This window comes from Streptomyces racemochromogenes (assembly GCF_039535215.1).
In the GTDB taxonomy this organism is placed as follows: Bacteria; Actinomycetota; Actinomycetes; order Streptomycetales; family Streptomycetaceae; genus Streptomyces; species Streptomyces racemochromogenes.
On the sequence record NZ_BAAAWT010000001.1, the window covers coordinates 6,557,581 to 6,581,209 of the forward strand.

22 protein-coding genes and 1 pseudogene are annotated in these 23,629 nt (G+C 73.9%); 11 read left to right on the top strand and 12 right to left on the bottom strand.

Translation table 11 applies throughout. The features are described from left to right. Nucleotides 1-65: 65 nt before the first annotated feature. Nucleotides 66-3,629 (top strand): bifunctional glycosyltransferase/CDP-glycerol:glycerophosphate glycerophosphotransferase, encoded by a 3,564-nt coding sequence (locus ABD973_RS30400; RefSeq protein ID WP_125820123.1) that lies wholly within the window; start codon nt 66-68, stop codon nt 3,627-3,629. Between the two features lie 114 nt (nt 3,630-3,743). Next, nucleotides 3,744-4,226, top strand: coding sequence for a VOC family protein (locus ABD973_RS30405; protein WP_345503345.1), 483 nt, complete (start codon nt 3,744-3,746; stop codon nt 4,224-4,226). 15 nt (nt 4,227-4,241) lie between these two features. Here the strand turns inward: ABD973_RS30405 and ABD973_RS30410 are convergent, their stop codons facing one another. Both ABD973_RS30410 and ABD973_RS30415 read right to left on the bottom strand, forming a co-directional pair. Beyond that, nucleotides 4,242-5,369, bottom strand: a complete 1,128-nt coding sequence (locus tag ABD973_RS30410) for an agmatine deiminase family protein (protein WP_345503347.1) — start codon at nt 5,367-5,369, stop codon at nt 4,242-4,244. A gap of 76 nt (nt 5,370-5,445) precedes the next feature. Continuing rightward, on the bottom strand, nt 5,446-6,987 hold the full coding sequence (locus ABD973_RS30415; protein WP_125820121.1) for an APC family permease: 1,542 nt from the start codon (nt 6,985-6,987) through the stop codon (nt 5,446-5,448). 175 nt (nt 6,988-7,162) lie between these two features. Between ABD973_RS30415 and ABD973_RS30420 the strand changes: the two genes are divergently transcribed. Continuing rightward, entirely contained in the window at nt 7,163-7,798 is a 636-nt protein-coding gene (locus tag ABD973_RS30420; RefSeq protein ID WP_125820120.1) for a TetR/AcrR family transcriptional regulator, read from the top strand. A 9-nt stretch (nt 7,799-7,807) separates the two neighbouring features. Here ABD973_RS30420 and ABD973_RS30425 read toward each other — a convergent pair whose 3' ends face one another. Continuing rightward, complete coding sequence (locus tag ABD973_RS30425; RefSeq protein ID WP_125820119.1) at nt 7,808-8,530, bottom strand: SIR2 family NAD-dependent protein deacylase; 723 nt, start codon at nt 8,528-8,530, stop codon at nt 7,808-7,810. Between the two features lie 185 nt (nt 8,531-8,715). On the opposite strand from ABD973_RS30425, the gene ABD973_RS30430 reads away from it, so the two are divergent. Genes ABD973_RS30430 through ABD973_RS30440 form a run of 3 tightly spaced genes read left to right on the top strand, consistent with a single transcriptional unit; the run spans nt 8,716 to nt 10,990 of the window. Next, a complete protein-coding gene (locus tag ABD973_RS30430) occupies nt 8,716-9,183 on the top strand; it encodes a hypothetical protein (RefSeq protein WP_241253124.1) in 468 nt (155 codons plus the stop codon). Nucleotides 9,184-9,199: 16 nt separating this feature from the next. Continuing rightward, nucleotides 9,200-10,075: an ATP-grasp domain-containing protein gene (locus ABD973_RS30435; protein ID WP_125820118.1), complete on the top strand. Its 876-nt coding sequence runs from the start codon at nt 9,200-9,202 to the stop codon at nt 10,073-10,075. Nucleotides 10,076-10,117: 42 nt separating this feature from the next. After that, entirely contained in the window at nt 10,118-10,990 is an 873-nt protein-coding gene (locus ABD973_RS30440; protein WP_345503352.1) for a GNAT family N-acetyltransferase, read from the top strand. Nucleotides 10,991-11,067: 77 nt separating this feature from the next. Here ABD973_RS30440 and ABD973_RS30445 read toward each other — a convergent pair whose 3' ends face one another. From ABD973_RS30445 to ABD973_RS30455, 3 genes are all read right to left on the bottom strand, one after another. Next, nucleotides 11,068-11,511 carry an SSI family serine proteinase inhibitor gene (locus ABD973_RS30445; RefSeq protein ID WP_164720827.1) on the bottom strand — a complete coding sequence of 148 codons (444 nt, stop codon included), beginning with the start codon at nt 11,509-11,511 and terminating at the stop codon, nt 11,068-11,070. Nucleotides 11,512-11,727: 216 nt separating this feature from the next. After that, the gene (locus ABD973_RS30450) at nt 11,728-12,192 is read right to left on the bottom strand and encodes a Crp/Fnr family transcriptional regulator (RefSeq protein WP_206436476.1); all 465 of its coding nucleotides are present in this window, start codon (nt 12,190-12,192) and stop codon (nt 11,728-11,730) included. Nucleotides 12,193-12,391: 199 nt separating this feature from the next. Further along, nucleotides 12,392-12,694 carry a hypothetical protein gene (locus tag ABD973_RS30455; protein WP_007262440.1) on the bottom strand — a complete coding sequence of 101 codons (303 nt, stop codon included), beginning with the start codon at nt 12,692-12,694 and terminating at the stop codon, nt 12,392-12,394. A gap of 240 nt (nt 12,695-12,934) precedes the next feature. On the opposite strand from ABD973_RS30455, the gene ABD973_RS30460 reads away from it, so the two are divergent. Then, complete coding sequence (locus tag ABD973_RS30460; protein WP_345503361.1) at nt 12,935-14,950, top strand: glycoside hydrolase family 5 protein; 2,016 nt, start codon at nt 12,935-12,937, stop codon at nt 14,948-14,950. Beyond that, nucleotides 14,932-15,136 (top strand): annotated as a pseudogene (locus ABD973_RS30465) (hypothetical protein); the annotation flags it as partial. The gene ABD973_RS30460 and the pseudogene ABD973_RS30465, both read left to right, overlap by 19 nt. Before the next feature lies 1 nt (nt 15,137). Here the strand turns inward: ABD973_RS30465 and ABD973_RS30470 are convergent. From ABD973_RS30470 to ABD973_RS30480, 3 genes are all read right to left on the bottom strand, one after another. Beyond that, nucleotides 15,138-15,632 carry a GNAT family N-acetyltransferase gene (locus ABD973_RS30470; protein ID WP_345503363.1) on the bottom strand — a complete coding sequence of 165 codons (495 nt, stop codon included), beginning with the start codon at nt 15,630-15,632 and terminating at the stop codon, nt 15,138-15,140. Between the two features lie 73 nt (nt 15,633-15,705). Continuing rightward, nucleotides 15,706-17,187, bottom strand: a complete 1,482-nt coding sequence (locus tag ABD973_RS30475; protein WP_345503365.1) for a hypothetical protein — start codon at nt 17,185-17,187, stop codon at nt 15,706-15,708. 228 nt (nt 17,188-17,415) lie between these two features. Next, on the bottom strand, nt 17,416-17,739 hold the full coding sequence (locus ABD973_RS30480) for an ArsR/SmtB family transcription factor (protein ID WP_125602291.1): 324 nt from the start codon (nt 17,737-17,739) through the stop codon (nt 17,416-17,418). Between the two features lie 71 nt (nt 17,740-17,810). Between ABD973_RS30480 and ABD973_RS30485 the strand changes: the two genes are divergently transcribed. Next, a complete protein-coding gene (locus ABD973_RS30485; protein WP_345503368.1) occupies nt 17,811-19,781 on the top strand; it encodes a heavy metal translocating P-type ATPase in 1,971 nt (656 codons plus the stop codon). A 37-nt stretch (nt 19,782-19,818) separates the two neighbouring features. Here the strand turns inward: ABD973_RS30485 and ABD973_RS30490 are convergent, their stop codons facing one another. Next, the gene (locus ABD973_RS30490; RefSeq protein ID WP_125820113.1) at nt 19,819-20,268 is read right to left on the bottom strand and encodes a hypothetical protein; all 450 of its coding nucleotides are present in this window, start codon (nt 20,266-20,268) and stop codon (nt 19,819-19,821) included. Between the two features lie 90 nt (nt 20,269-20,358). Between ABD973_RS30490 and ABD973_RS30495 the strand changes: the two genes are divergently transcribed. Further along, the gene (locus ABD973_RS30495) at nt 20,359-20,682 is read left to right on the top strand and encodes a hypothetical protein (protein ID WP_125820112.1); all 324 of its coding nucleotides are present in this window, start codon (nt 20,359-20,361) and stop codon (nt 20,680-20,682) included. Here ABD973_RS30495 and ABD973_RS30500 read toward each other — a convergent pair. Together ABD973_RS30500 and ABD973_RS30505 are read right to left on the bottom strand one after the other, a co-directional pair. Next, nucleotides 20,651-21,484, bottom strand: a complete 834-nt coding sequence (locus ABD973_RS30500; RefSeq protein ID WP_345504794.1) for a MerR family transcriptional regulator — start codon at nt 21,482-21,484, stop codon at nt 20,651-20,653. The genes ABD973_RS30495 and ABD973_RS30500 overlap by 32 nt on opposite strands. Before the next feature lie 69 nt (nt 21,485-21,553). Continuing rightward, entirely contained in the window at nt 21,554-22,000 is a 447-nt protein-coding gene (locus tag ABD973_RS30505; protein ID WP_345503371.1) for a hypothetical protein, read from the bottom strand. 256 nt (nt 22,001-22,256) lie between these two features. On the opposite strand from ABD973_RS30505, the gene ABD973_RS30510 reads away from it, so the two are divergent. Next, a complete protein-coding gene (locus ABD973_RS30510; RefSeq protein ID WP_241253123.1) occupies nt 22,257-23,558 on the top strand; it encodes an MFS transporter in 1,302 nt (433 codons plus the stop codon). Nucleotides 23,559-23,629 lie beyond the last annotated feature (71 nt).

The window sequence follows — 23,629 nt, forward strand, 5'->3', positions numbered from 1 at the left end:
ATGCTGTAATCAGCTGATCTTCAAACCCGTCGATAAAGCCAAAAACGCTGGAGAACCCGCCACCCATGCCCCCGCGCCTGAGCATCGTCGTACCCGTCTACAACGTCGAGCTCTATCTCGACGAGTGCCTGGAATCCATAGCAGCGCAGACGTTCGCCGACTTCGAGGTCGTGATCGTCGACGACGGGTCCACCGACACCAGTGCTGTGATCGCCAAGGCCTTCGCTGAGCGTGACAAGCGCTTCCGGGTGGTCCTCCAGGAGAACGCCGGCCTCGGCGCCGCACGGAACGTCGGCTTCCGCCACGCGACGGCGGGCAGCGAGTACATCGCCTTCGTCGACAGCGACGACACCATGCCGACCTACGCCTACCAGCGGATGATCGACTCCCTCGACGAGACCGGCTCGGACTTCGCCGCCGGCAACGTCACCCGTTTCCGGTCCGTCGGCATGCAGCAGTCGTGGGGCCACCGGGTCGCATTCGCGAACGACCGGCCCAAGACCCACATCTCGAAGTTCCCGGCGCTGGTCACCGACCGCACCGCGTGGAACAAGGTCTACCGCCGCAGCTTCTGGGAGGAGCACGGCTTCCAGTACCCCGAGGGCATCCTCTACGAGGACGCCCCCGTCAGCATCCCCGCGCACTACTTCGCCAAGAGCGTCGACGTCATCAGCGACGTCGTCTACCACTGGCGGGTCCGCGAGACCGGCGAGCGCTCCATCACCCAGCGCTCCACCGACCCGGTCTCCGTCATCGACCGCGTCACCTCGGTCCGGCTGGTCCGCGAGGCCCTGCTCGCCAAGTCCGGCGAGAAGTACGCCCGCTACCTGCGCGACTACGACCACAACGTGCTCAGCGAGGAACTGCCCCTCATCTACAAGTACGTCGGCGAGGGCGGCCCCGACTTCCGCGCCGCCTTCGTCAAGGAGGTCGGCGGCCTCGTCCGGGAGATCGGCACCGAGCCGTGGTCCGAGCTGACGGTCGCCGACCGGCTCAAGGCCTACCTGGCCCGCGAGGGCCGCGTCGAGGAGTTCATCGCCCTCACGCGCCACCAGCGCGACTTCAGCTACAGCGTCCCGGTCAAGGGACTGGCCCGCCCGCAGGCCGACTACCCCTTCCTCAAGGCGCCGGTCCCGCCCAAGCTGCTGACCCTCGGCCCGCGCGAGCGCCGCGTCGTCAGCCGCCTGGAGCAGGCGGTCTGGAACGACGGCAAGCTCTACCTGCGCGGCTACGCCGTACCCGGGCACATGGGCGCCGAGAGCCGCCTCGGCTCCCGCAAGGTGCTGGTCTTCCGCGAGCAGGGCAAGCGCCGCCGCACCGTCGTCAGCACCCGCACCGTCGCCTCCCCGATGGCCACGGTGAACACCCCGCACCTCGCCCTGCGGCACGCCGACTGGGCCGGGTTCACCGCCATCGTCGACCCCAGCGTCTTCCAGTCGGGCGGCAAGTGGCACGACGGCACCTGGACCACCTCCATCGCCGTCACCGGTGCCGGCGGCCTGCACCGCGCCCGCCTCAAGGGCGGCGAGCACGACAGCGGCATGGCCCCGCCGGCCTACTGGGCCACCCCCGACGTCCGCATACTGCCGACCGTCGCGGGCTCCCTCACCGTCCACGTCGAGGTCGTCAAGGCCCGGGTCCTGGACGTCCGCCGCGGCGACGGCACCCTGGAACTCGCCGGCGAACTCGCCGCCGAAGTCGGCGCCGGCGCCACCCTGCACGCCCAGCACACCCGCACCGGCACCGCCGTCAGCGTCCCGCTGACCACCGGCGGCGCCGCGGCCGCCGGCCGGACCGCCTTCACCGCGGTCGTCCCGCTCGCCGAGCTGGGCGCCGTCCCGGCCGCCGAGGCGAAGCCCGGCGTCTGGACCCCCGAGCCGTGGGAGCTCACCGTGGTCCGGGCCGACGGCACCCGCCACCCCCTGGCCCACGACGAACGCGGCGGCTTCGCCGGCCTCGTCGCACCGCTGCCCGGCACCGCGGGGGAGCGCGCCGTCTTCGCCAAGCGCGGCGCCACCGGACACCTCGTCCTCTCCGTCCAGCCCACCCCGCCGCTGGTCGACACCGTCACCGCGCACGACGGCACCCTGACCCTGGCCGGCGTCTTCCACGCCCCGGACGCCCATGCCGACGAGGCGTACGAACTGGTCTTCCACGACCACCACGGCACGGAGTTCTGCTACCCCGTCACCCGCGACGGCGACCGCTTCGAAGCCTCCTTCGAGCCGGTGCTGCCCGAGGCGTACGCCGGCCGCACCACCATCCCGGCCGGCCGCTGGTGGCCCACCCTGCGCCCCGTCTCCCAGGGCGGCACCACCGCGGGCCTGCTCGGCGTCGACCGCGGCGCGCCCGTCCAGCTGATCGCGCCGGCCGTGAACTCCGGTCCGTTCGCCGTCACGGTCCTCGGCCGCCGGATGCGCGTCGAGGCGCGCCTGCGCGACCGCATGGTCCTGGTCAGCGACCCGCTGCTGAGCCCCCACGACCGCTCCCGCCACGCGCAGCGCATCGCCCGCGACGAGACCTACCCGGCCCAGCGCCGCCTGCCGGTCAAGGACATGGTCGTCTACGACACCTTCCAGGGCCACGCCGCCGGCGACTCCCCCCGCGCCATCCACGAGGAGCTCGTGCGCCGGGGCGAGAAGCTGGACCACGTGTGGCTGGTCCGCGACGGCCGCGCCGAGGTCCCGCCGACCGCGCGCGCCGTCCAGTACGACAGCCTGGAGGCCTGGGAGGTCCTGGCCCGCGCCCGCTACTACGTCGTCAACGACAGCGTGCCCTCGCACTTCCTGCGCCGCCCGGGCCAGACCGTCGTGCAGACCTGGCACGGGACGCCGATCAAGCAGATCGGCTACGACTACACGCACGACTACTACACCAGCCCCGAGGTGCTGGAGGGCCTGGAGCACGACAGCGCCCAGTGGACGCTGCTCGCCTCCCCGAGCTCGTACGCCACGCCCGTCCTCCAGCGCGCCCTCGGCTACAAGGGCGAGGTCATCGAGGTCGGCAGCCCGCGCACGGACGCCCTCGTGCGCCCGGACGCCCAGCGGATCGCCGAGGTCCGCAGGCGGCTCGGCCTGCCGGAGGGCAAGAAGGTCGTCCTCTACCTGCCCACCTGGCGCGAGAACCGCGAAGGGTTCTCCGGCGGCTACAAGCTCGACCTGCGCATCGACCTGGACGCGGCCCGCCGCGAGCTGGGCGAGGACCACGTCCTGCTGGTCCGCGGCCACTACCGGGTCAACGAGCAGCTCCGCGACGGCGTGCGCGACGGCTTCGTCGTCGACGTATCGCGCTGGCCGGACACCACCGATCTGCTGCTCGTCGCCGACGTCCTGGTCTCGGACTACTCCTCCGCGCTCTTCGACTTCGCGCTGACCGACCGGCCGATCCTGCTGTTCACGTACGACCTGGAGCACTACCGCGACACCCTGCGCGGCTTCACCTTCGACCTGGAGGCGAAGGCCCCCGGCCCGCTGCTGGCGGACTCGGCGAGCCTGATCGCGGCCGTGCGCGACGCGGACGCGGTGGGCGCCGAGTACGCGCAGGCGCGGGCTGCCTTCCGCGAGGAGTTCTGCGACCTCGACACGGGCCGGGCCGCCGAGCAGGTCGTCGACCGGATGCTCGGGATGTAGCCCGCACGGGTGAACGTACAGACCGGTCCCGCGCCCCCCGATGAGTTTCGGGCGCGGGACCGGTCTGTATGTGAGGACGGCGTTCCCGCCGCCCCCAACCGCCCGGAGGCAGTCATGACCACCCAGGGTTTCACCACGTGCCTGTGGTTCGACGGCGAAGCGGAAGCCGCCGCCGACTACTACCTGTCCGTCTTCAAGGACGGCCGGATCCTGCGGACCGGCCGGTACACCGAGGCGGGCCCGGGGCCGGCCGGGTCGGTGCTGGTCGTGGAGTTCGAGATCAACGGCCAGCGGTTCGTGGCGCTGAACGGCGGCCCCGAGTTCCACTTCACCGAGGCCGTCTCCTTCCAGATCCACTGCTCCGACGAGCAGGAGGCGGACTACTACTACGACACGCTGACCGGCGACGGCGGCCAGGAGTCCGCCTGCGGCTGGGTCAAGGACAGGTTCGGGCTCTCCTGGCAGGTCATCCCGCCCGGCGCCATCGACCTGATCAGCGACGAGGACCCGGGCCGCGCCGCCCGCGCCACGGCCGCCATGCTCCGCATGAAGAAGCTGGACGTGGCCGAGATGCGCCGGGCGGCGGACGCGGGCTAGGCGCCGCGGTACCGCCTAGCGCACGCGCGGGACGTGCTGGGTCACGCAGTGGACGCCCCCGCCGCCCCATGCCAGGGTGCGGGCCGGGGCGCCGACCACCTGGCGGCCCGGGAAGAGCGCGGCGAACTGGGCGAGGGCCGCGGCGTCGGCCGGTTCGCCCGCCGTCGGCACGACGACGCTGCCGCTGGTCTCGTAGTAGTTGGTGTAGCTGAACGTCCGCACCATCAGCCCGTTGTACCGGAACTGCGGCTGGTGCTGCATCTCCACGATCTGGAAGGGCCGCCCGCAGGCGTCGGTGGCCGCGTCCAGCACCGCCTTGTTGGCGGCCATCCGGTCGTGGTTCGGGTTGGCCGGGTCGGGCTGGGTGTGCAGCAGCAGTCTGGCCGGGCCCAGGTAGGCGGCGACGAGATCGACGTGCCCGTTGGTGATGTCGTCGCCGGCCAGCCCGTACGGCAGCCAGACCACCTTGCTCGCGCCGTACGAGGCCAGCAGCGCGGCCTCGATCTGCGCACGGGTCAGGCCCGGGTTGCGGTTGGGGTTGAGGAGGCACTCCTCGGTGGTGATCAGGGTGCCCTGGCCGTCGGTGATGACGGAGCCGCCCTCCAGGACCATGGCCACGGGCTGGCGGGGGACGCCCAGGTACGCGCAGACGCCGACGGGCAGGAAGTCGTCCTTGTCGTACGGGTACTTCCCGCCCCAGCCGTTGAAGCCGAAGTCCAGGCCGGCCGAGCGGGTCCGCGCGTCGTTCACGGTGAGGACGGGGCCGGTGTCGCGGGCCCAGCAGTCGTTGACGGGGTACTCGGTGACGGTGACCGAGCTGCCGCAGCGGGCCCGGGCCCGGTCCGCCTGTCCCGGCTCGGCGAACATCACGACCGTTTCGTGGCGGGCGACGGCGCGGGCGATGCCGGCCACCTCGCCCTGGACCTCGTCGAGCAGCGGGCCCCAGCCGACGTTCCTGTCCCACGGCCAGGCCATGACGCAGGCGGAGTGCGGCTCCCATTCGGCGGGCGCGTGGTAGCGCTCGCCCCCCTTGGCCTGCGCGTCCTCGGCGAAGGCGGGGACCGGGCCGCCGAGGACGGGGTAGGCGGCGGCCGCGAGGGCGGCGGCGCCGAAACCGCGCCGGCTCATGCGTGGCAGGGGCATGACATTTCTCCTTCTGTGGTGGGGAGGGGGCGGGAGGGGCGGGTGTCCGGCGGTGGCCGCCGGACACCCGCCGGGGTCAGCGGGCTTCGGTGACGGGGGCGGCGACGGGCGACGGCGCGGCCCGCTCCTCGTGGACCGCCGCCGCGCGCAGCGTGTCCTGGGGCTTCTTGACGGCGAGGTAGAGCAGGCCGGCGGTGATCACCGCCCCGATGCCCAGCAGGCCTGCCCAGACCTGGTACCAGGGGGCTCCCGCGGGGGCCAGGATCGCTCGCGGCCAGCAGACGTTGGCCACCTCGAAGGCGGTCCAGAGGACGGCCGCCGCGTTGAGGAAGGTGCCCTTGCGGCCGAGCCGGATGTGCCCGGAGGGGACCCACGTACCGCGCAGCCGGGCGATCAGGGCGGCCAGGGTCACCAGGAAGAAGGGCAGGAAGGTGGCCGCGGTGCCGAAGGCGATCAGGCTGCCGATGGCGGTGGCGTTCAGGCCGAGCAGCAGGCCCGTACAGCTGACGAGGGTGGAGGCGACCAGGCCGCCGATGGGTGCCTGGCGCCGGTTGACCCGGCGGACCTGGCGGGAGAAGGGGAACACCCCGTCCCGGGCCAGCGAGTACACCCCGCGGGCGGCGCCGCCCTGGGAGGCCATGGCGCAGGCGAGGAAGCCGACCAGGACCACGGCGACGAAGGGCTTGTCGGACCAGGAGCCGAAGGCCGTGACCACGGCGGTGGTCACCGGGTCGAGGTCCTCGCCGGCGACGACGGCCCGCGGGTCCGGATGGGCCAGGGCGACCGCCATGGCGTTGAGGATGACGACCAGTCCGACGCTGAGCAGGGCCCACCACATGGCGCGCGGCACCTGGCGCCCGGCGTCCTTGGTCTCCTCGGCGGTCGAGACGCAGGCGTCGAAGCCGATGAAGCCCCAGCCGGCGACGGCGAGGACGGCCAGGAAGGCCATCGTGGCCGACCCGCCGGACAGCTCCTCGGCGCCGAGCGTCCGCGTGAACAGGGAGAAGCCGTGCTCGCGGAAGAACAGCAGCAGGGTGAAGCCGACCAGCACGGAGGCGACGGCCTCGGCGGCGATGCCCAGCGACACGAACCAGCTCAGGATCCGGATGCCGTACGCGTTGACCAGCATGCAGGTCACCAGGATCCCGGCGGCGACCGCGACCAGGGCGCCGGGCGTGGGGACGACCCCGATGAGGGCGAAGACCCAGGGGGCCGCCAGGTAGGCCACGGTGGTGTTGCCGAACATCACCGCGAACTGCCAGACCCAGCCGCTCATCCAGCCGAACGAGGGGCCCAGCAGCCGTCTGCCCCACTGGTAGGGGCCGCCGGCCAGCGGCCACTGCGAGGCCAGCTCGGAGTAGACGTTCACCACCAGGCACTGCCCGAGCAGCACGATCGGCAGCGCCCACACCCAGGCCGGCCCGGCGATCATCGTGCCGACCATCGAGACGGCGTAGAGGGCGACCACGGGCGAGACCACGGCGAAGCCCATGGCGATGTTCCCGAGGACGCCGAGGCTGCGGCTCAGCTCCTGCTCGTAGCCCAGGGCGCTCAGGCGGGCGGCGTCGGTGTCCCGCGGGACGTCCGCGCCGGGGGCGAGGGGGGAAAGGTCTGGCATGCGCACCTCTGGGGGAGGGGGAGCACCGGCGCCCGCACCGGGGCGGCCGGGAGTGCTCCGGAACGTAAATCTAACGTTGTTAGGTATCGGGAATGCGGGGACCTTAACCCGCCCCGGACCTCTTGGGAACCCCTCCCTCCCGGTAATCTGGCGGCGGAGAACGAGGGGGATCACCGTGGGCCGACCCAACCAGCCGCTGCTCAACCGCGGGAACATCGCGCGCGCGGCCCTGGACCTCCTCGACGAGGAAGGCCCCCAGGCCTTGAAGATGCGCACCCTGGCCGACCGCCTCGGCGTGCGCGGGGCCTCGCTCTACCACCACGTCGCCTCCAAGGACGACGTGCTCGACGCGGTCTCGGAGCTCATCAACGAAGAGATCGACCTGAGCCCGCTCGACGATCCGCACTGGCGCGAGGGCATCGCCGCGTACGCCCGCGGCTACCGGCGCGTCTACCTGCGCCACCCGAACGCCATCGCCCCGGCTGCCCGGCGCCAGGTCGCCGCCGACAAGGCGCTGCGCGGCTACGACGCGCTGCTCGCCGCCCTGGTGCGGGCCGGCTGCACCCCCGCCCGGGCGGCCGAGGCCGCGGCCGCCGTCGACTACCTGGTGCTCGGCTCGGCCCTGGAGACGTTCACGGCGGGATTCGCCCGGGCCCCCGCCGACTACCGCCCCGACTACCCGGCCCTGGCCGGCGCGCTCACCGGCGCCGCCGCCACGGGCTCCGGCCTGGCCGGGCTCGACGACCGGGGCTTCGAACTCGGCCTCGGCCTGCTCCTGGACGGCCTCGCCGCCCAGCTGGACCCCGCCTGACCCGAGCCGCTACGCGAACCGCGCCAGCAGGGCCGGGAGGGCGGTGCCGATCGGCTCGCGGACCACTTCGTCCGCCAGCGGGTCGTACGGGGTCTCCTCCGCGTTGACGATGATCAGCCGCGCCCCGGCCTCGGCCGCCATCCCGGCGAGCGAGGCCGCCGGCTGCACCTGGAGGGTCGACCCGACGGCGATGAACACCTCGCACCCCTTGGCCACGGCCACGGCCCGCGCGAGCACCTCGCCGTCCAGGTGCTGGCCGAACATCACGGTCGCCGTCTTCAGGATCCCGCCGCACACCAGGCAGGCGGGATCCGGTTCCCCGGCGGCCACCCGGGCCAGCGCCTCCTCCGTGCCCGACCGGGCGCCGCAGCCGGTGCAGACCACCTCGCGGGCCGTCCCGTGAAGTTCGAACACCTTCCGCGCGGGCGTCCCGGCGAGCTGGTGCAGGCCGTCCACGTTCTGCGTGATCACCCGTACCGGCGTGCCGGAGCGCTCCAGCCGGGCCACCGCGAGGTGTGCCGCGTTCGGGCGGGGAGCGAGGGCCCAGAGCTCGGACCGCATCAGCCAGGACCGGCGCCGGATCTCCGGGTCGGCCATGTAGTACTCGTACGTCACGAGCTTCTCGGCGTCCGGATCGGAGCGCCACAGCCCCTGCGGCCCCCGGTAGTCCGGAATCCCGGAATCCGTCGACATCCCGGCCCCACTGAACACTGCGACGAGCGGCTTCCCCATGCGCCGACCCTACGCAGAACCACCCGGACCCGGCGAACGGATTACCGTCCCGGCCGGGCCCCGGGGCGCGCGGGGCCGGTCGGCGCAGGGGGAGGGTCGTTTCTGCGGTGAATCTCCAGGCCCACCGGAGTGAGCCCGCGCCGCGCCCCTGACCGCCGGTGGTGGCGGGCGGCTACAAACCGGACATGACGCTCTTCCCCTCCCGCCCGGGCACCCTGCTGCTCGCACTGTCCGCCGCGCTGTTCCCCCTCGTCCTCGTCGCGTCGTCGGTCCCGGCAGCCGCCCTCGCCGACCCGGTGCCGCGATGGTCCCTCCACCACCACGGCCACCACCACCACACCGCCGAGGAGATCACCACCTTCCTCACCGCCTTCTACGGCGACCACGGCCCCTCCGCGCGCGACCGCAGCCAGCGGATCTCGCAACAGCTGAAGGAGAAACAGGCACACAGCCCGGACGCGGACGTCGTGCTCTGCGCCCAGGGCGTCCCGCGGGACATCGCCGTCGGGCCGGCCACGGTGGCCCAGGCGGCCGGCGTCGGCTGGGCCACGGTCACCACCACCTGGGACTCCGGCGCCACCGACACCTTCACGGCGTACGTCCGCCTCGACTCCCGGCCGATCGCGCTCGACGACGTGATCTGCGCCGGCTGATCCCTATCGTGGGGGAGTGAACACGACCACCACCGTCCTCTACTGCCACGACCCGCTGCACGACCGCCGGGCCGACTCCCACTTCGCGGCCGAGGCCCGGCAGGTGCGCGCCGCCGGCGGGGCCGTCGCGCTCGTCGACCACGACGCCCTGCTCGCCGGGGACGCCGAGCGGGCGGTGGCCCGGGTACCCGCCGGGGCCGGAGCCGTCTGGTACCGGGGCTGGATGGTCCCCGCCGAGCGGTACGCCGCCCTCGACGCGGCCCTGCGAGGGCGCGGCGCCCGGCTGGCCGTCACCCCCCAGGCCTACCGGCGGGCCCATGAACTCCCCGGCTGGTACGAGACGTTCGCCGCGCTCACCCCCGCCAGCCGCTGGCTGCCCGCCGCGCCGGGCGAGGCCCCGGACGGGGAGCGGCTCGCGGCCCTCGCCGCCGCCCTCCCGGCCGGGGCGGGCATCGTCAAGGACTACGTGAAGTCCCGCAAGCACGAGTGGCGCGAGGCCTGCCACCTCCCCGACCTCGCCGACCGCCCCGCCGTGCACCGCGTGGTCAGCCGGTTCGTCGAACTCCAGGACGAGTTCCTCGCGGGCGGGATCGTCCTGCGGGCCTTCGAGCGCTTCACCGGTCCCGAGGTCCGCGTCTGGTGGCGCGACGGGGAACCCCGCCTGGCCACCCCCCACCCGGACCACCCCGAGCCCGCCGCCGCGCTCCCCGCCGCCGCGCTCGAACCGGTCCGGTCCGCCGTCGGGGCGCTCGGCTGCCGCTTCGTCACCACCGACCTGGCGCTGCGCGAGGACGGGGTCTGGCGGGTCGTCGAGGTGGGCGACGGCCAGGTCAGCGACCTGCACCCGGCGGTCGACCCGGCCGTCCTCGCCGGCCTGCTGACGGCCGGTTAGCGCTCCTGCGCACGCCTGCGGCCTTCTGGTACAACACCGCCCATGACGGGATTCGAGATCACCGGCGCGAGCGCCGCCGACATGGAACTGCTGCGTACCTGGGCCGACGCGGAGGGCTGGAACCCGGGGGACGGCGACCGCTTCGCCTTCGCGGTCGCCGACCCGGACGGCTTCCTGGTCGGGAGGCGCGACGGGGAGCCGGTGGCCTGCATCTCCGCCGTGCGCTACGGCACCGGGTTCGGCTTCATCGGCTTCTACATCGCCCGGCCCGACGTACGCGGGCAGGGCTTCGGCATCCGGCTGTGGCAGGCGGGGATGGACCGGCTCAAGGGGCGGCTCGTCGGACTCGACGGGGTGGTCGAACAGCAGGACAACTACCGCAAGTCCGGCTTCCGTTCCGCCTGGACCAACATGCGCTACGAGGGCGTTCCCCGCCCCGCCGGCACGGCCCCGGACGGCGGTGCGGGCGAGGCGGACGGCGGCGTGGAGATCGTGGACGCCGCCTCGCTGCCCTTCGCGCGGCTCGCCGCCTACGACCGCCGCTTCTTCCCGGAGCCGCGGGACGCCTTCCTCGCCGCCTGGACCTCGCTGCCCGGCAGGACCGCGCTCGCGGCCGTCCGGGACGGCCGGATCGAGGGCCTCGGCGTGGTCCGCCCCTGCAGCGGAGCCTCCCGGATCGGCCCGCTCTACGCCGCCGCCCCGGAGGCGGCCGCCGCCCTCGTCCGGCGGCTCGCCGGGCACGCCCCCGGCGGGGAGGTGGCGGTGGACGTGCCCGACGCGAATCCGGCGGCGGCGGCGGTGGCCACCGGCCTGGGGCTGACCCCGTCCTTCGAGACGGCCCGCATGTACACCGGGCCGGCGCCGGACGTCGAGCTGGCCGGGCTGTACGGGGTCACCAGTCTCGAACTGGGCTGAGCGGCCGGCGGCAGGGGCGGACGGCGGCCGGGGCCGGACGGCGGTCGCACGGCGCCGCCCGGCCGGACCGGGGTCCCTCAGATGCCGAAGAGCACCCCGGTGGTGCTGCGCAGCCCGCAGGGGTTGCCGAAGGTGTACGTGTAGCTCAGCCGACGGCCCTGCCAGACGCCCTCGGCGGTGACGGTCACCGGGTTCCACTCCCTGGTGCAGGCGGTGTCGGGCCGGGGAGCGGCGAGGGCGTCCAGCGAGGCCCCGGCGGCCCGCAGTTCGGCGCAGGCCGCCGCCGGGGCCGGGTGCGTGCCGCCCGGCCGCGGCGCGCACACCAGCGTCGCCGCGCGCAGCACCGTCCCGTTGGCGGTGTCCTCCCCGGCCGTCACGCTGACCACGAGCGCGGACGGCGAGTAGAGGCTCTGCGTTCCGGCCGGCGCCGCGTCGGCGGCTCCCGTTCCGGCGAGCGCGGTGAGGGCGGTGAGGGCCATTGCTCCGGAAGCCAGTCCCAGACTCCTGGTGATGGACCGCATTTCGAACACTCCTCGGGTCGGCGTTTCGGATAACGGACGGGAGTCTTGCCGATCCGGAGCGTGAACGCCCGTTCGTGCGACCGTTTCTCGTCACCGATCGTGAGTGCATGAGCGCAGTCCGCAGCCGTGGCCGTCCGCCCGGTGACGCCGTGACCTGTGGGGGAGGGATCGCGGGAAACGGCCGAACACCCCTCCCCGAAAGGTTTGGAGCGCCCTTCAGGGGCCCGCCACCGAACGCGGGGAGTAAAGGTCGAGCAGCCGGGTGCGGGTCTGGTGGAGCCGGACGGCGAGGACCCGCCCGACCCAGTGCCCGATCGCGGAGCCGAAGGCGGGATCGGCGTCCATCAGCATCCGCACGGTCGCCCCGTCGAACTCGTAGGAGCGCACCGGGGTCATGGCCTCGGCGCTCAGCTGCCACACGTACGGCGGGAACAGCCACGACCAGCCCACGAGCTCCCCGGGACCGAGGCTCTCCACGGGCGCGGGCGTACGGCGGCCGGGCAGCGGGATCTCCAGGGTCACCGTGCCGGAACGCACGATCCAGAACGTCTGGGCCGGCCCGCCCTCGTCAAAGAGCCGCGCGCCCTCGGGGAAGTTGACCTCACGGGCGTGCGCCATCAGCCGGCCGCGGTGCTCGGCCGACAGGACGGCGGCGATCCGGATGGAGGAAGGTGTGCTCACGACGGCCTCCGATCACGACCCCCCACGAGCCTCTGGTCCCCCCAGTGTCGCCGACCGGGCCCGGATCGGGGCGTGCCGCGGCACGGGAACCGTCGGTCGCGCGCCGGCCACCGAGGGTGGCGGGCGGCGGCACCGGGCCGACGCCCCTGAGCGTCGCCCGTACCCCGGCGGAAGAAACCCCTCCGTCGGCCGCCGGGTGCTACTCCTCGGCATTGGCCTCCAGGCAGGCCAGCTCCATCGCGTCGAGCACCGCCTCGTGGCTGCGCCCGCTCAGCTCCGCCACGTTCTCGATCTGCGCCGTCGCCCAGGCGGCCAGGGTCATCACCAGCACCCGCAGCCCGTCCGTACCGTGGTCGTCGAGGATCGCGTCGGCGACCGTCATGGCGTCCTCCGGCACCTGCTCCGGCGGCTCCAGGCCGGCGAGACCGCGCAGCATCGCCAGGGTGCGGCGGGAGATCTCCGGCGTGATCCTCGCCAGCCGCATGTCCTCGTCGTCGTCCATCAGCCCCACCCTCCCGTTGCCGGCTGCCCCTCAGGGCACGGTAGAGGCGTACCGGCGTGCGCGGGGCGGTTTTGGCCAGGTGGCCGCGTGTGAAGGGATGGCCTCCGCTTGCCGGAATTGACGCCTCCGCGGACGGACGGGTGAGGCGGGGCGCTCCCGTGCCTTCCGCCCGGTACGACCGGCCGGTAACTTGTCGGCCGCAGCCGCCCGGAGCGGGCGGCCGGAGCGGGCGGGAGCGAGATGAAGAGCCTCGTACGGGTGCTGCTGAGCGTGCTGTTCCTGGCGGCCGGAGCGCTGCCGGCCGCCGCCGCCCCTGCGGCGCGCCCGCCGGGACCGGCCCCGGCGGCCACGTCCGCAACGGCACCCGCCCCGGCGGCGGACACCGCCTGGACGCCCCCGCTCTCCACCCGGGGCCGCTACGTCGTCGACGCCCGGGGGGAGCGGTTCCGGCTGCGCTCGGGCAACTGGGACGGCGCCCAGGGCTCCTGGAACGGCTCCGGCGACCGGACCGACCCCGCCACCCACCACAGCGGACAGGACTCCCACGGCATCCCGCTCGGCCTCGACCGGGTCCCGGTGCCCGCGCTGCTCGCGGACTTCCGCGCCCTCGGCCTCAACAGCATCCGGCTGCCCTTCTCCAACGAGATGCTCCACACCACCGCCCCCGTCCCGGACGCGGCCGTCGCCGCCAACCCGGCCCTGCGCGGCCGGACCCCGCTCCAGGTCTTCGACGCCGTCGTCGCCGCCCTGACCGACGCGGGCTTCGCCGTCATCCTCAACAACCACACCGGAACCACCCGCTGGTGCTGCGGCCTCGACGGCAACGAACGCTGGAACAGCGGCCGTTCCACCGCCCAGTGGGCCGACGACTGGGTCTCGGTCGCCCGCCGCTACCGCGACAACCCGCGCGTGGTCGGAGCCGACCTCTACAACGAGGTCCGCCGCGACACCTGGGACGACCCCAACTGGGGCCTGGGCGACGGCCACGACTGGCAGGCCGCCTCCCAGGAGGCCGCCGACCGGATCCTCACCGAGGCCAACCCGGACCTGCTGATCGTCGTCGAGGGCATCAACTGGACCGGCATCCCCCTCGACGGACTCCCCCACGAGCGCCCCACCCTCACCCCCGTGCGGACCCTCTCGCACACCCTCGTCGTCTCCGGCAAGCTCGTGTACTCCGCCCACTTCTACGGGTACACCGGCCCCCGGCACAGCGGAGCGACCGGCCTCGGCGAGACCCACGACCCCCGCTACCAGGACATGAGCCGGGCCCAGCTCGAACAGACCCTCTACGACCAGGCCTTCTTCGTCTCCGCCGAGACCGGCACCCACTTCAGCGCCCCCGTCTGGATCAGCGAGTTCGGCATCGGCGCGGACGAGACGGGCGCCGCCCCGCGCGCCTGGTTCCAGAACCTCACCTCCTACCTGGCCGGCTCCGACGCCGACTTCGCGTACTGGCCGCTCGTCGGCTGGAGCACCACCGCCCAGGGCGCGCCGGGCGGCGACAGCTGGGCCCTGCTCCGCTACGACTCCACCGGCCGCCGCAGCGGAGCCCTGGACCCCGCCGACTGGCGCACCGCCCCCCTGACCGCCCTGACCACCGCCCCCGGCCGCACCGGGCGCGTCCCCGCCACCCCGGCCTGGTACCAGCTCAGCACCGACCACCGGGACCACAACGCCTCCCTGCGCACCCGCGCCTCCGGAGACTGGGACAGCGGCGCCCGCAAGGCCGTCTGCCCGGACGGCGCCCGGCTGACCGGCCTCGCCCACACCGGCGGCCGGGGCCTGTGCACCACCTCGGACCTGCGTGCCCCGGCCGGCGGCCACACGGTGGTCCGCGACGAGGCGTACGTCCCGCCGGGCGGCGACTGGGCGGGCGGCTACACCAAGCTCCAGTGCCCGGCCGGGCAGTTCCTGATCGGGTACAGCCTGCGCGGCGAGCGCGTCTCCGCGGCCCTGTGCGCCCCGGCCCGCACCGCCCTCCCGCCGGCCGCCGGCCGCACCCTCTGGTTCGACCGCGGCGACAACCGCCCGCCGGGAGCCGGCGGCGGCGACTTCGCCCGGGGCCACTACAAGGGCCAGTGCGCGCCCACCGAATACGCGGCGGGCATCGCCTTCACCACCCGCGCCGCCTCCCGCCCCTCCCCAGCCGCCCTCCTGTGCCGCCCGCTGGTCTACGGCTTGTCTGAAGTCGCGATCAATGGGGGAGATGCGTCCTCCGGTGATCGTTCGGCGACCGTTCGCGTGGCGGCCTGACCACCAAGGTCCACCTCGCTTCGGATCCGCGCTGCCGCCCGCTCTGCTTCGTCCCGACCGAGGCACAGGCCGCCGACAGCCCCCGGCTCATCCCGCGCCAACCGTGCCTACCTGCGCAAACGGAAGGTCAAAGCGGAGATCCCGGAGAAGGCGGACCAGTCCGCCGACCGCAAGAAGAAGGGCAGCTTCAGAGCCCGAGCTTGAACCCGTCATGGCTGCGGATGAAGCCGAGTCCGGCGTAGAAGCGGTGCGCGTCCTCGCGCTGCTTGTTGCTCGTCAGCTGGACCAGTCCGCAGCCACGCTCGCGTGCTCGCGTCATCGCACGTTCCATCAAGACCCGGCCCAGCCCGCCGCCTCGCCGGTCCGCGCGGATCCGCACCGCCTCGATCAGGACCCGCTCGGCGCCTCCCTTGCCGAGCCCGGGGATGTACGTCGCCTGCAGGCAGCCCACCACCGTCCCGCCCTCACCCTGACCGTCGGCGTCCTCAACAAGGACCAGCATCTCGTTGCGCGGGTCCGCGTCGATCTCCGCGAAGGCGTCCTCGTACGCCTCCGTGACCGTGACAGTCGCCGGGTCCACCACCCGATCCTCATCGGCCAGCAGGGCGAGGACCACGGGCAGGTCGGTGCGGGTTGCGAGGCGCAACGTAAGAACCGGGGCGGGAACAGGCTCAGCGAACATGCGCAGACCCTAACCGGCCCCACGCATGAAGCTGTCAACCACCCCGCCGCCTGGTCACGACTTCAGACAGCCGCTAGTGCGCGGGCGGCTTCACGAGTGCCGCGAACGGCTCCCGCGCCGTGGCACTGTGAAAGAAATACAGACCGTAACTCGTGGCGGTCTCCTCCGAGTCCAGAGGACTGGGCTGCCGTGCTTCCTCGTTCTTCAGTGCAATCGTGGCCTGCAGGTAGCTGGACTGCCAGCCGTCCGCGGTCTTGTTCACGACCCACCAGATGGTGGCGTAGCGCGGGCGGCGAGTCGCATTGAGGATCTCATTGCTGTAATAGACTCGGGCCTGATATCTGAGGTACTCGTCTCCCGGTTCGGCCACCCACTTGGGTGCGTCCGTCACATGGGAGAGCGAGTCGTCCCATGAGGCGGTGCCCGAAGGCAGGAAGTCGTTGCTCAGCGTGGCGCGATCCGTCCTCATGACCACGGCCTCGGCGTCGCCTTCGAGCGAGTCGAATTGCGAGTTCGCGGGGATGGTCAGGACCCTTTCTTCGCTCATGACGTCACCTGCCTCCATGAAGGAACCACCGCCTTTCACAATGACCTCGCCGGAGCTGATCAAATCAAGCCCCATCACGCTGATGTTCCGCTCCACGGTGCCGCCGTCCCGGATGTCGGCTTTCCACTCCGCTATCCCCCTGTCCTTTTCGGTGAAATCCGCCGAACGTCCGTACACCCTGTACAGGGTCCCCAGGATGTAGAGCGGGACCTTTCCGTTGTTCTTGACGGTCACGGTCATCGGAACATAAAGGACGGTGTGTTTGGTGTTCAGCTGAGGCTCTCCGAACTTGACCACGATGTCCATGGTGAGGGGGCTTGAGTACGGCACGTAGACGCGGGAGTAGAGCAGGTTTCCGATGGATATGAGTCCGGCCACTGCCGCACCGGTCGCCACCTTCTTGGGATGGGGCGACTGCCTCCATATCTGCTGGGGGCTGATCCTCCGCAGTGCCCAGAAGGCCCAGACCAGGACGGTGGGCCAGACCCATGCGTAAGGGCTGTATTCTCCGGCGTCGATCTGCATGGCGAGGAGAAGGGCGTTCAAGGCCAGTGCGATGACGACACCCACGAGAACGGCCGCTCCGGAGTAGACCCAGCGTCGTTTCCCCAAATAGTCGAAGGCGCAGACCGCCGCAATCATCTCCACGATGCTGGCAAAGAGGAACGTCGCGCCTGCCACGCGCCCCCCGAACGTCAGGGCGTCCGAGACGTCCGTCTTGCCTATCTTGCCGAGCACGCCGGCGGTGACGAGAAGGCCCGCGGCTATCAGGGCCGAAGTCGCCCGCCGTCTCCAAGGCCGGTCCGGCCAGACCTCGGCGCCCCCACCCCGCCAGTGCACGAGCTCACCGGCCTCCAGGTCCACGTCATCCGGGACCTCGGCACGGCGCAGCAGGCCGCGCAGGTCTCGCGGAGACCAGGCCCGCCCCACGACCTGACCCCGGACGCGGACATCCCTCAACCCACGACTGTCCGGAGGCTCCACCACGATCAGAGGCTGCGGGTTCACGGCATCAGCCTGACCCGGACGGAGGCGAGGCCGCATGCCGGCCGACCCTGGAGGTGCGGCGATGTGGTGCCGAGACGTCCAGGTCGCAGTGCGCGTCCCCCTCGCGCCCGGCGCTACTCCGAGTGGGCTATGGGGGCCGGCGGGTCAAGCGGGTTGACCGGCGTGGGGATCGAGCGTCCGGCGCCGAGCGCCGGGAGGCCGCGGCTGACCTTCGGGGCGCGCCGTGGTCTAGCCCCGGCGGCCGTGGTGGACGTGCTCCAGTACCTGGCGGAGCAGGGCCGTGACGTGCTCGTCGTGCAGTTCGTAGACCACGCTGCGCCCGTCGCGGCGTCCGGCCACCAGGTCGAGGTGGCGCAGCAGGCGCAGGTGGTTGGAGACGGTGGGCTGGCCGAGGCCGAGGGCGTCGGCCAGTTCGCCGACCGAGCAGGGGGCGTGCAGCAGCCGGGCCAGGATGCGGATCCGGGCGGGTGAGGCGAGACCTTGCATGACCTCGGCGACCGCTGCCGCGTCGGGCTCGGTGAGCGTGGGCTGCGGTTCCGGGGCTGGTTCCATGGGGCCACCCTAGATCGGAGATCAGGACGTGCACACGTCTATATATTTCGATGTGCTGATATATTGATGTCATGAACGACGTGATGCGTGACGCCAAGAAGGCCGGAGAGCGCGCGGAGCTGGTCAGCGCCCTGCTCGCCCTCGCCGTCTACCTCACCGGGCTGACCCTCCAGCTCACCGGCAACGACGGCCCCGCCGCCCGGGCGCTCTTCGTGGCCGCCTACGTCTTCGGCGGGTTCTTCACCCTCCGCGAGGCCGTCGCCACCCTCCGCGCGGGCCGCTTCCAGGTCGACTTCCTGATGCTCGTCGCCGCGGCCGGAGCCGCCGCGATCGGCCGCTGGGAGGAAGGCGCCGTCCTCCTCGTCCTCTTCAGCCTCGGCCACGCCCTGGAGGAGTACGCCATGGGCCGCGCCCGGCGCTCCGTCGAGGCCCTGGGCGCCCTCGCCCCCCGCACCGCCCTCGTCCGGCGCGCCGGCGCCGTCGAGCCAGTCGAGGTGCCCGTCGAGCAGCTCGCCGTCGGGGACACCGTCCTGGTCCGCCCGCACACCCGGGTCCCGGCCGACGCCTTCGTCGCCGCGGGCAGCAGCAACGTCGACCAGTCGCCGATCACCGGCGAGAGCGTCCCCGCCGACAAGACGCCGGTGGCCGACCGGGCCGCCGCCCTCGCCGACCCCGCCGCCACCGACCCCGGCAGCCGCGTCTACGCCGGCACCGTCAACGGCTCCGGCTCCCTCGACGTCGTCGTCACCCGCCTCGCCGCCGACAACACCCTCGCCCGCGTCGTCCGCATGGTCCAGGACGCCGAGGAGCGCACCTCGCCGACCCAGCGGTTCACCGACCGCTTCCAGAAGGTCTTCGTCCCGGGCGTCCTCCTCCTCGTCGCCGCCCTGCTCGGATTCGGCGCCCTCTCCGGCGAGCCGTTCACCGACACCTTCTACCGCGCCATGGCCGTCCTCGTCGCGGCCAGCCCGTGCGCCCTCGCCATCGCCACCCCGGCCGCCGTCCTCAGCGCCGTCGGCCGCGCCGCCCGCGGGGGAGTGCTGGTCAAGGGCGGTGCGCCGCTGGAGGAGTTCGGCCGCCTGAGCACCCTCGCCTTCGACAAGACCGGCACCCTCACCGAGGGCCGCCCCCGCCTCACCGAGGCCCTGGCCGCCGACGGAGCCGGCCGCGAGGAACTGCTGCGCACGGCCCTCGCCACCCAGCGGCTCAGCGACCACCCCCTCGCCCAGGCCGTCGTACGGGACGCGCCGGCCCTGCTGGCGGGCACCCCGGCCACCGGGGCCCCGCAAGCCGTCAACCTCCGCGCCGTCATCGGCCGCGGCGTCAGCGCCGAACTCGACGGCGAGGCCGTCCACATCGGCAGCCTCTCCTACGCCGACACCCTCGCCGGCCCGCCCGTGCCGCCCACCCTGCGCGAGCGCACCGAGGAGCTCGCCCGGACCGGCCGCACCACGATGCTGGTCCGCCGCGGCGACCGCTGGCTCGGCACCCTCGGCCTGATGGACGCCCCCCGCCCGGAGGCCGCCCGGACCGTCGCCGCGCTGCGCGCCCTCGGCGTGACCCGCACGGTGATGCTCTCCGGCGACGACCAGCGCGTGGCCGACGCGGTGGCGCGCGAGGTCGGCATGGACGAGGCGCTCGGCGGCCTGATGCCGCAGGACAAGGTCACCGAGGTGGCCCGGCTGCGCCGCACCGGCCGGACCGCCATGATCGGCGACGGGGTCAACGACGCCCCCGCCATGGCCGGGGCCACCGTGGGCGTGGCCATGGGCGCGGCCGGCTCGGCCGTCGCCCTGGAAACGGCCGACATCGCCCTGATGTCCGACGACCTGCGCCGGCTCCCCTTCATCACCGGCCTCAGCCGCCGGGCGAGCCGGATCATCCGGCAGAACCTCTGGCTGAGCCTGGGCATCGTCGCCGTCCTCGTCCCGGCCACCGCGCTCGGCCTGGGCATCGGCCCGGCCGTCCTGGTCCACGAGGGCTCCACCCTGGTCGTCGTCGCCAACGCCCTGCGCCTGCTGCGCCACCGGGACGACGGCTGAACCCCGGCGCCCCGACCGCCGCGGCCGGGCGCCCGGCTCACGGGCGGCGCTCCGGGCGCTCCACCTCCAGGAAGCGCCGCCCCCGCGGCCCGCGGTACAGCAGGCACTCCCAGCCGTGCCGCTCCAGCTCCGCCGCGCAGGCCTTCAGGCGGTCCTGCTCCTGCGCGGCGGCGCCCCCGCCCGGCGGGCCGGCCCAGGTCACCTCCACCCGGTCCGCGGCGCCCGCCACCCGGTAGCCGGTCCGGGTGCGCCGGCCGGCGGGGTCCACCGCCGACGGCGGGAAGCCGGCCGCCTCCAGTACGAGGGCCACCGCGCGCGGCATCAGCCGCAGCTCCCAGGGGGCGGGCACCCCCGCCCCGCCGGCCAGCAGCCGGCGGATCTGCAGCAGCCCCTCGTACGCCGTGCGCACCTCGGCCGCCCGACCCGCGCCGGCCGTCTCGGGACCGTCGCCGGTCGCGGGCTCGAAGCCCCCCGGTTGCGTCTCCACCGCCGTCCTCCACCGTCTGAGTACCCCGTGCCGGGCGGACTGAGTATCCGCCCGGATCCCGTGCCGCGGCGCCGCTGCTGGAATGACGCCATGAACACCACGGCACCCGGAACCCCCCGCCCGCGCCTCGGCCACGTGACCGCCGCCGGCTCCGCGCTCGCGGTCGCCCTGGTCCCGCTCGTCGTCGGCGTGCTCATCGCGAAGGGCGTCGCCGCCGACCCGCACGCCCCCGTCAACGCCCTGATCACCGGCGGCGGCCAGCGCGCCGGCCTGCCCCGCGCCGAGTGGAGCCGGCGCGGCCGCGGCGCGGTGAGCCGGCTGCGGACGGCCCGCCGGGGCACCGCCCGGCGCTGCGCGGCCGTCCGCGACCGGACCCGGGCCCTCAGGAGGCCAGCGGCTCCTGGAGCTCGGTGACCCACTCCTGCGGGTCCTGCGGGCAGGCCAGCGTCAGCTCGCGGGCGTAGCCGGCCGAGCGGTGGCCGTTCGCGTCGATCCACCGGGCCAGGGCCTGCGCCGTCGGCAGTACCCCGTCCATCGGGCCCCGGTGCACCACGGTCGCCGCCCGCTCGACCCCGGGCAGGCCGACGATCCGCACCCCGGCCCCGAGGTCCTCGGCGCGCACCGCCGGCGCCACCGGGAGCCCGGCGTGCACCAGGACCGCTCCGGGCTCGCCGCCCGGAGCCTCCTCGTAGTAGGCCAGACCCGGACCGGCCGGCACCACGCCGGCGGCCTCGATCCGGCGGCACAGGTCCTCGTACAGGGGGCCGATGACCGGCCCGACGTCCTGTGGGGCGAAGCTCGCGGCCACCCCGCTCAGTTCGGCCAGCCGTACCGGCGGCAGGCTCTTCACGACGATCTCGTCCGCGGACATGGTCCCCTCGCTCTCGATGGTCCGGAGCCTCGTCTCGACCTGGACCAGGCGGGCCGCCGCCTCGGCCGCGGCGGTCTCCAGTTCCGCCCGGCGCAGCCGCAGCATCCCGCGCAGCTCCTGCGCGGTGACCTTCTCGTCGAGCACCGCCCCCACCTGTTCCAGGCTGAAGCCGAGCTCCTTGAGGGCGATCACGCGGTTGAGGCGGGCCAGCTGGCCCGCCTCGTACGAGCGGTAGCCGGTCACGGGGTCGACACGTGCCGGGCGCAGCAGTCCGAGCGCGTCGTAGTGGCGCAGCATGCGGACCGACACCCGGCCGTGCTTGGCGAAGTCTCCGATGGTGAACATGACGTGCTCCAGTGCAGGGCCTGACACGGTGTGAGGGTCAAGTCTGCCCGGCGGGGAGGTCCGTTGCGGTCAGCGGCCGTACTGGCGTACGCACAGGTCCACGATCGACGGCGGGACCGCACCCTCCGCCGCCTCGCACAGTTCCTCGCCGCGCGGCGGACGCGGCACGCGCGGCGCCGCCGGCGGCTCGGCGGGCCGGGCGCGCCGGGGCGCGAGGGGCTTCGCCGGCCGCTGCGCGGGCGGGCGGACCCTGCGCGGGGGCGCCGGCACCCGCGGGGCCGGTTCCGGCGCCGCCCCCGGGAGCTCGCCCAGCGGCAGGGGCGGCTCCGGCGGCGGATCGTGGGCGTGGCGCGCGCCGGTGACGTCCGGTGCACCGGAGGCGTCCGGCGCGTCCGCGGGCGGTACGGAGCCCCGTGCCGGGTCCGGCCCGCCGGACTCCGCGCCCACGGACACGCAGCCGGCGCTCGCGAGGAGCGCGAGGAGGGACAGGGGCAGGGCGGCCCGGCGTAACTGCATCCGACCACCATGCCGTAGTCCGGAGCCCCGCGGATCCGTGCGGTCACGCGTCCGGGTGACGGGGCGGGCCGCGCCGGGCGTTGCCGAATCGATCCTTCGGGCGGCGGCCGGAAACGGCCCCGGCGGTCGCAGAATGAGCGGGAACGCGATCGGCACGGCACGGCAGTGCGGGCGGCGGGGGAGGCGCGACCCCCGGAGCCTGGTGCCGCCGTGCCCTCGTGCGCCACTCGCCCGCCTGCCGTACGGAGTGCCGAGCATGACCGAACCAGCCGCGTCCAGCGTTCCCGGACCCAGCGACAAAACGCCCCCCGAGCCGTCCCCCTCGGGGCACGGCCCCCTCAAGGCATGGGCGGCCGTGACGGCCGTCTCCCTGGGGATCTTCTGCCTGATCACCTCCGAGCTGCTGCCCGTCGGCCTGCTCACCCCCGTCGGCGCCGACCTCGGGGTCTCCGACGGCACCGCCGGGCTGATGGTCACCGTCCCCGGACTCGTCGCGGGCCTCTGCGCGCCCCTCGTCACCGTCGGCGCCGCCCGGCTGGACCGGCGGCACGTGCTCTGCGCGCTGATCGCCCTGTCGGCCGCCGCCAACCTCGCCGCCGCGTTCGCACCCGGCTTCACGGTGCTGCTGGCCGCCCGGCTGCTCGTGGGCGTCGGCGTCGGCGGATTCTGGGCCGTCGCGGGCGGGCTCGCCGTCCGGCTGGTCCCCGGGCACCACGTCGGCCGGGCCACGGCCCTGGTCTTCGGCGGGGTTCCGACCGCCTCCGTGCTCGGCGTCCCCGCCGGGACCCTCCTCGGTGAACTGGGCGGCTGGCGGACGGCCTTCGGCGCGGTCGGCGTCCTCGGCGCCCTCACCGCCGCCGCCCTGCTCCTGCTGCTCCCCGCACTGCCCCCGTCCGGGCCCGTCACCTTCCGCGAACTGCCCGCGCTGCTGCGCCGCAACCGCGGCGTCCGGGCCGGGGTCTTCGTCACCTTCCTGATGGTGACCGGCCAGTTCGCCGCCTACACCTTCGTGCGGCCCGTCCTGCGGGACGTCTCCGGTGTCGGCTCCGGCCTGGTCAGCACCCTGCTCCTGGGCTACGGCCTCGCCGGGGTCGCGGGCAACTTCCTGGCCGGGCCGCGCGACGCCCGCCGTACGCTGCTCACCGTCAGCGCCACCCTCACCGCCGTCCTGGCGCTGATCGCCGTCGTACCGGGTGCCGCCGCCGGGACCGCACTGCTGCTGGCCTGGGGCCTGTTCTACGGCGGGGTCTCCGTCAGCCTGCAGCGCTGGATGCTCCAGGCCGCGCCGCGGGCCGCCGAGGCCGCCTCCTCCCTGATGGTGGCCGTGTTCAACTTCGCCATCGCGGCGGGCGCCCTCGCCGGCGGGTTCGCGGTGGACGGCGTGTCCGTCCCGGCGGCCCCGCTCACCGGCGCGGCGCTGATGCTGGCGGCCGCGGTGACGGTGGCGGTCACCTCCCGGTCCGCCGCCGGAGCAGAACGGATGGATGGGGCGGAACGGACAGCCGGCTTGACGAAGCGGTCGCGGACGGAAAGAGTCCGCTCAAGAGCCACCGAATGAGCCGTACTTCGGAGAAGTCCCACATGCCGATATCCGCCCGCGCCCCGCTGACCGTGCCGGCCCCGGGGGCG

What these genes read in the sequence shown, in the direction of transcription:
- ABD973_RS30400 (WP_125820123.1), top strand. Translation starts at nt 66, where the DNA reads ATGCCCCCGCGCCTGAGCATCGTCGTACCCGTCTACAACGTCGAGCTC.
- ABD973_RS30405 (WP_345503345.1), top strand. Translation starts at nt 3,744, where the DNA reads ATGACCACCCAGGGTTTCACCACGTGCCTGTGGTTCGACGGCGAAGCG.
- ABD973_RS30410 (WP_345503347.1), bottom strand. Translation starts at nt 5,369, where the DNA reads ATGCCCCTGCCACGCATGAGCCGGCGCGGTTTCGGCGCCGCCGCCCTC.
- ABD973_RS30415 (WP_125820121.1), bottom strand. Translation starts at nt 6,987, where the DNA reads ATGCCAGACCTTTCCCCCCTCGCCCCCGGCGCGGACGTCCCGCGGGAC.
- ABD973_RS30425 (WP_125820119.1), bottom strand. Translation starts at nt 8,530, where the DNA reads ATGGGGAAGCCGCTCGTCGCAGTGTTCAGTGGGGCCGGGATGTCGACG.
- ABD973_RS30430 (WP_241253124.1), top strand. Translation starts at nt 8,716, where the DNA reads ATGACGCTCTTCCCCTCCCGCCCGGGCACCCTGCTGCTCGCACTGTCC.
- ABD973_RS30440 (WP_345503352.1), top strand. Translation starts at nt 10,118, where the DNA reads ATGACGGGATTCGAGATCACCGGCGCGAGCGCCGCCGACATGGAACTG.
- ABD973_RS30445 (WP_164720827.1), bottom strand. Translation starts at nt 11,511, where the DNA reads ATGCGGTCCATCACCAGGAGTCTGGGACTGGCTTCCGGAGCAATGGCC.
- ABD973_RS30455 (WP_007262440.1), bottom strand. Translation starts at nt 12,694, where the DNA reads ATGGACGACGACGAGGACATGCGGCTGGCGAGGATCACGCCGGAGATC.
- ABD973_RS30460 (WP_345503361.1), top strand. Translation starts at nt 12,935, where the DNA reads ATGAAGAGCCTCGTACGGGTGCTGCTGAGCGTGCTGTTCCTGGCGGCC.
- ABD973_RS30470 (WP_345503363.1), bottom strand. Translation starts at nt 15,632, where the DNA reads ATGTTCGCTGAGCCTGTTCCCGCCCCGGTTCTTACGTTGCGCCTCGCA.
- ABD973_RS30480 (WP_125602291.1), bottom strand. Translation starts at nt 17,739, where the DNA reads ATGGAACCAGCCCCGGAACCGCAGCCCACGCTCACCGAGCCCGACGCG.
- ABD973_RS30485 (WP_345503368.1), top strand. Translation starts at nt 17,811, where the DNA reads ATGAACGACGTGATGCGTGACGCCAAGAAGGCCGGAGAGCGCGCGGAG.
- ABD973_RS30495 (WP_125820112.1), top strand. Translation starts at nt 20,359, where the DNA reads ATGAACACCACGGCACCCGGAACCCCCCGCCCGCGCCTCGGCCACGTG.
- ABD973_RS30500 (WP_345504794.1), bottom strand. Translation starts at nt 21,484, where the DNA reads ATGTTCACCATCGGAGACTTCGCCAAGCACGGCCGGGTGTCGGTCCGC.
- ABD973_RS30505 (WP_345503371.1), bottom strand. Translation starts at nt 22,000, where the DNA reads ATGCAGTTACGCCGGGCCGCCCTGCCCCTGTCCCTCCTCGCGCTCCTC.
- ABD973_RS30510 (WP_241253123.1), top strand. Translation starts at nt 22,257, where the DNA reads ATGACCGAACCAGCCGCGTCCAGCGTTCCCGGACCCAGCGACAAAACG.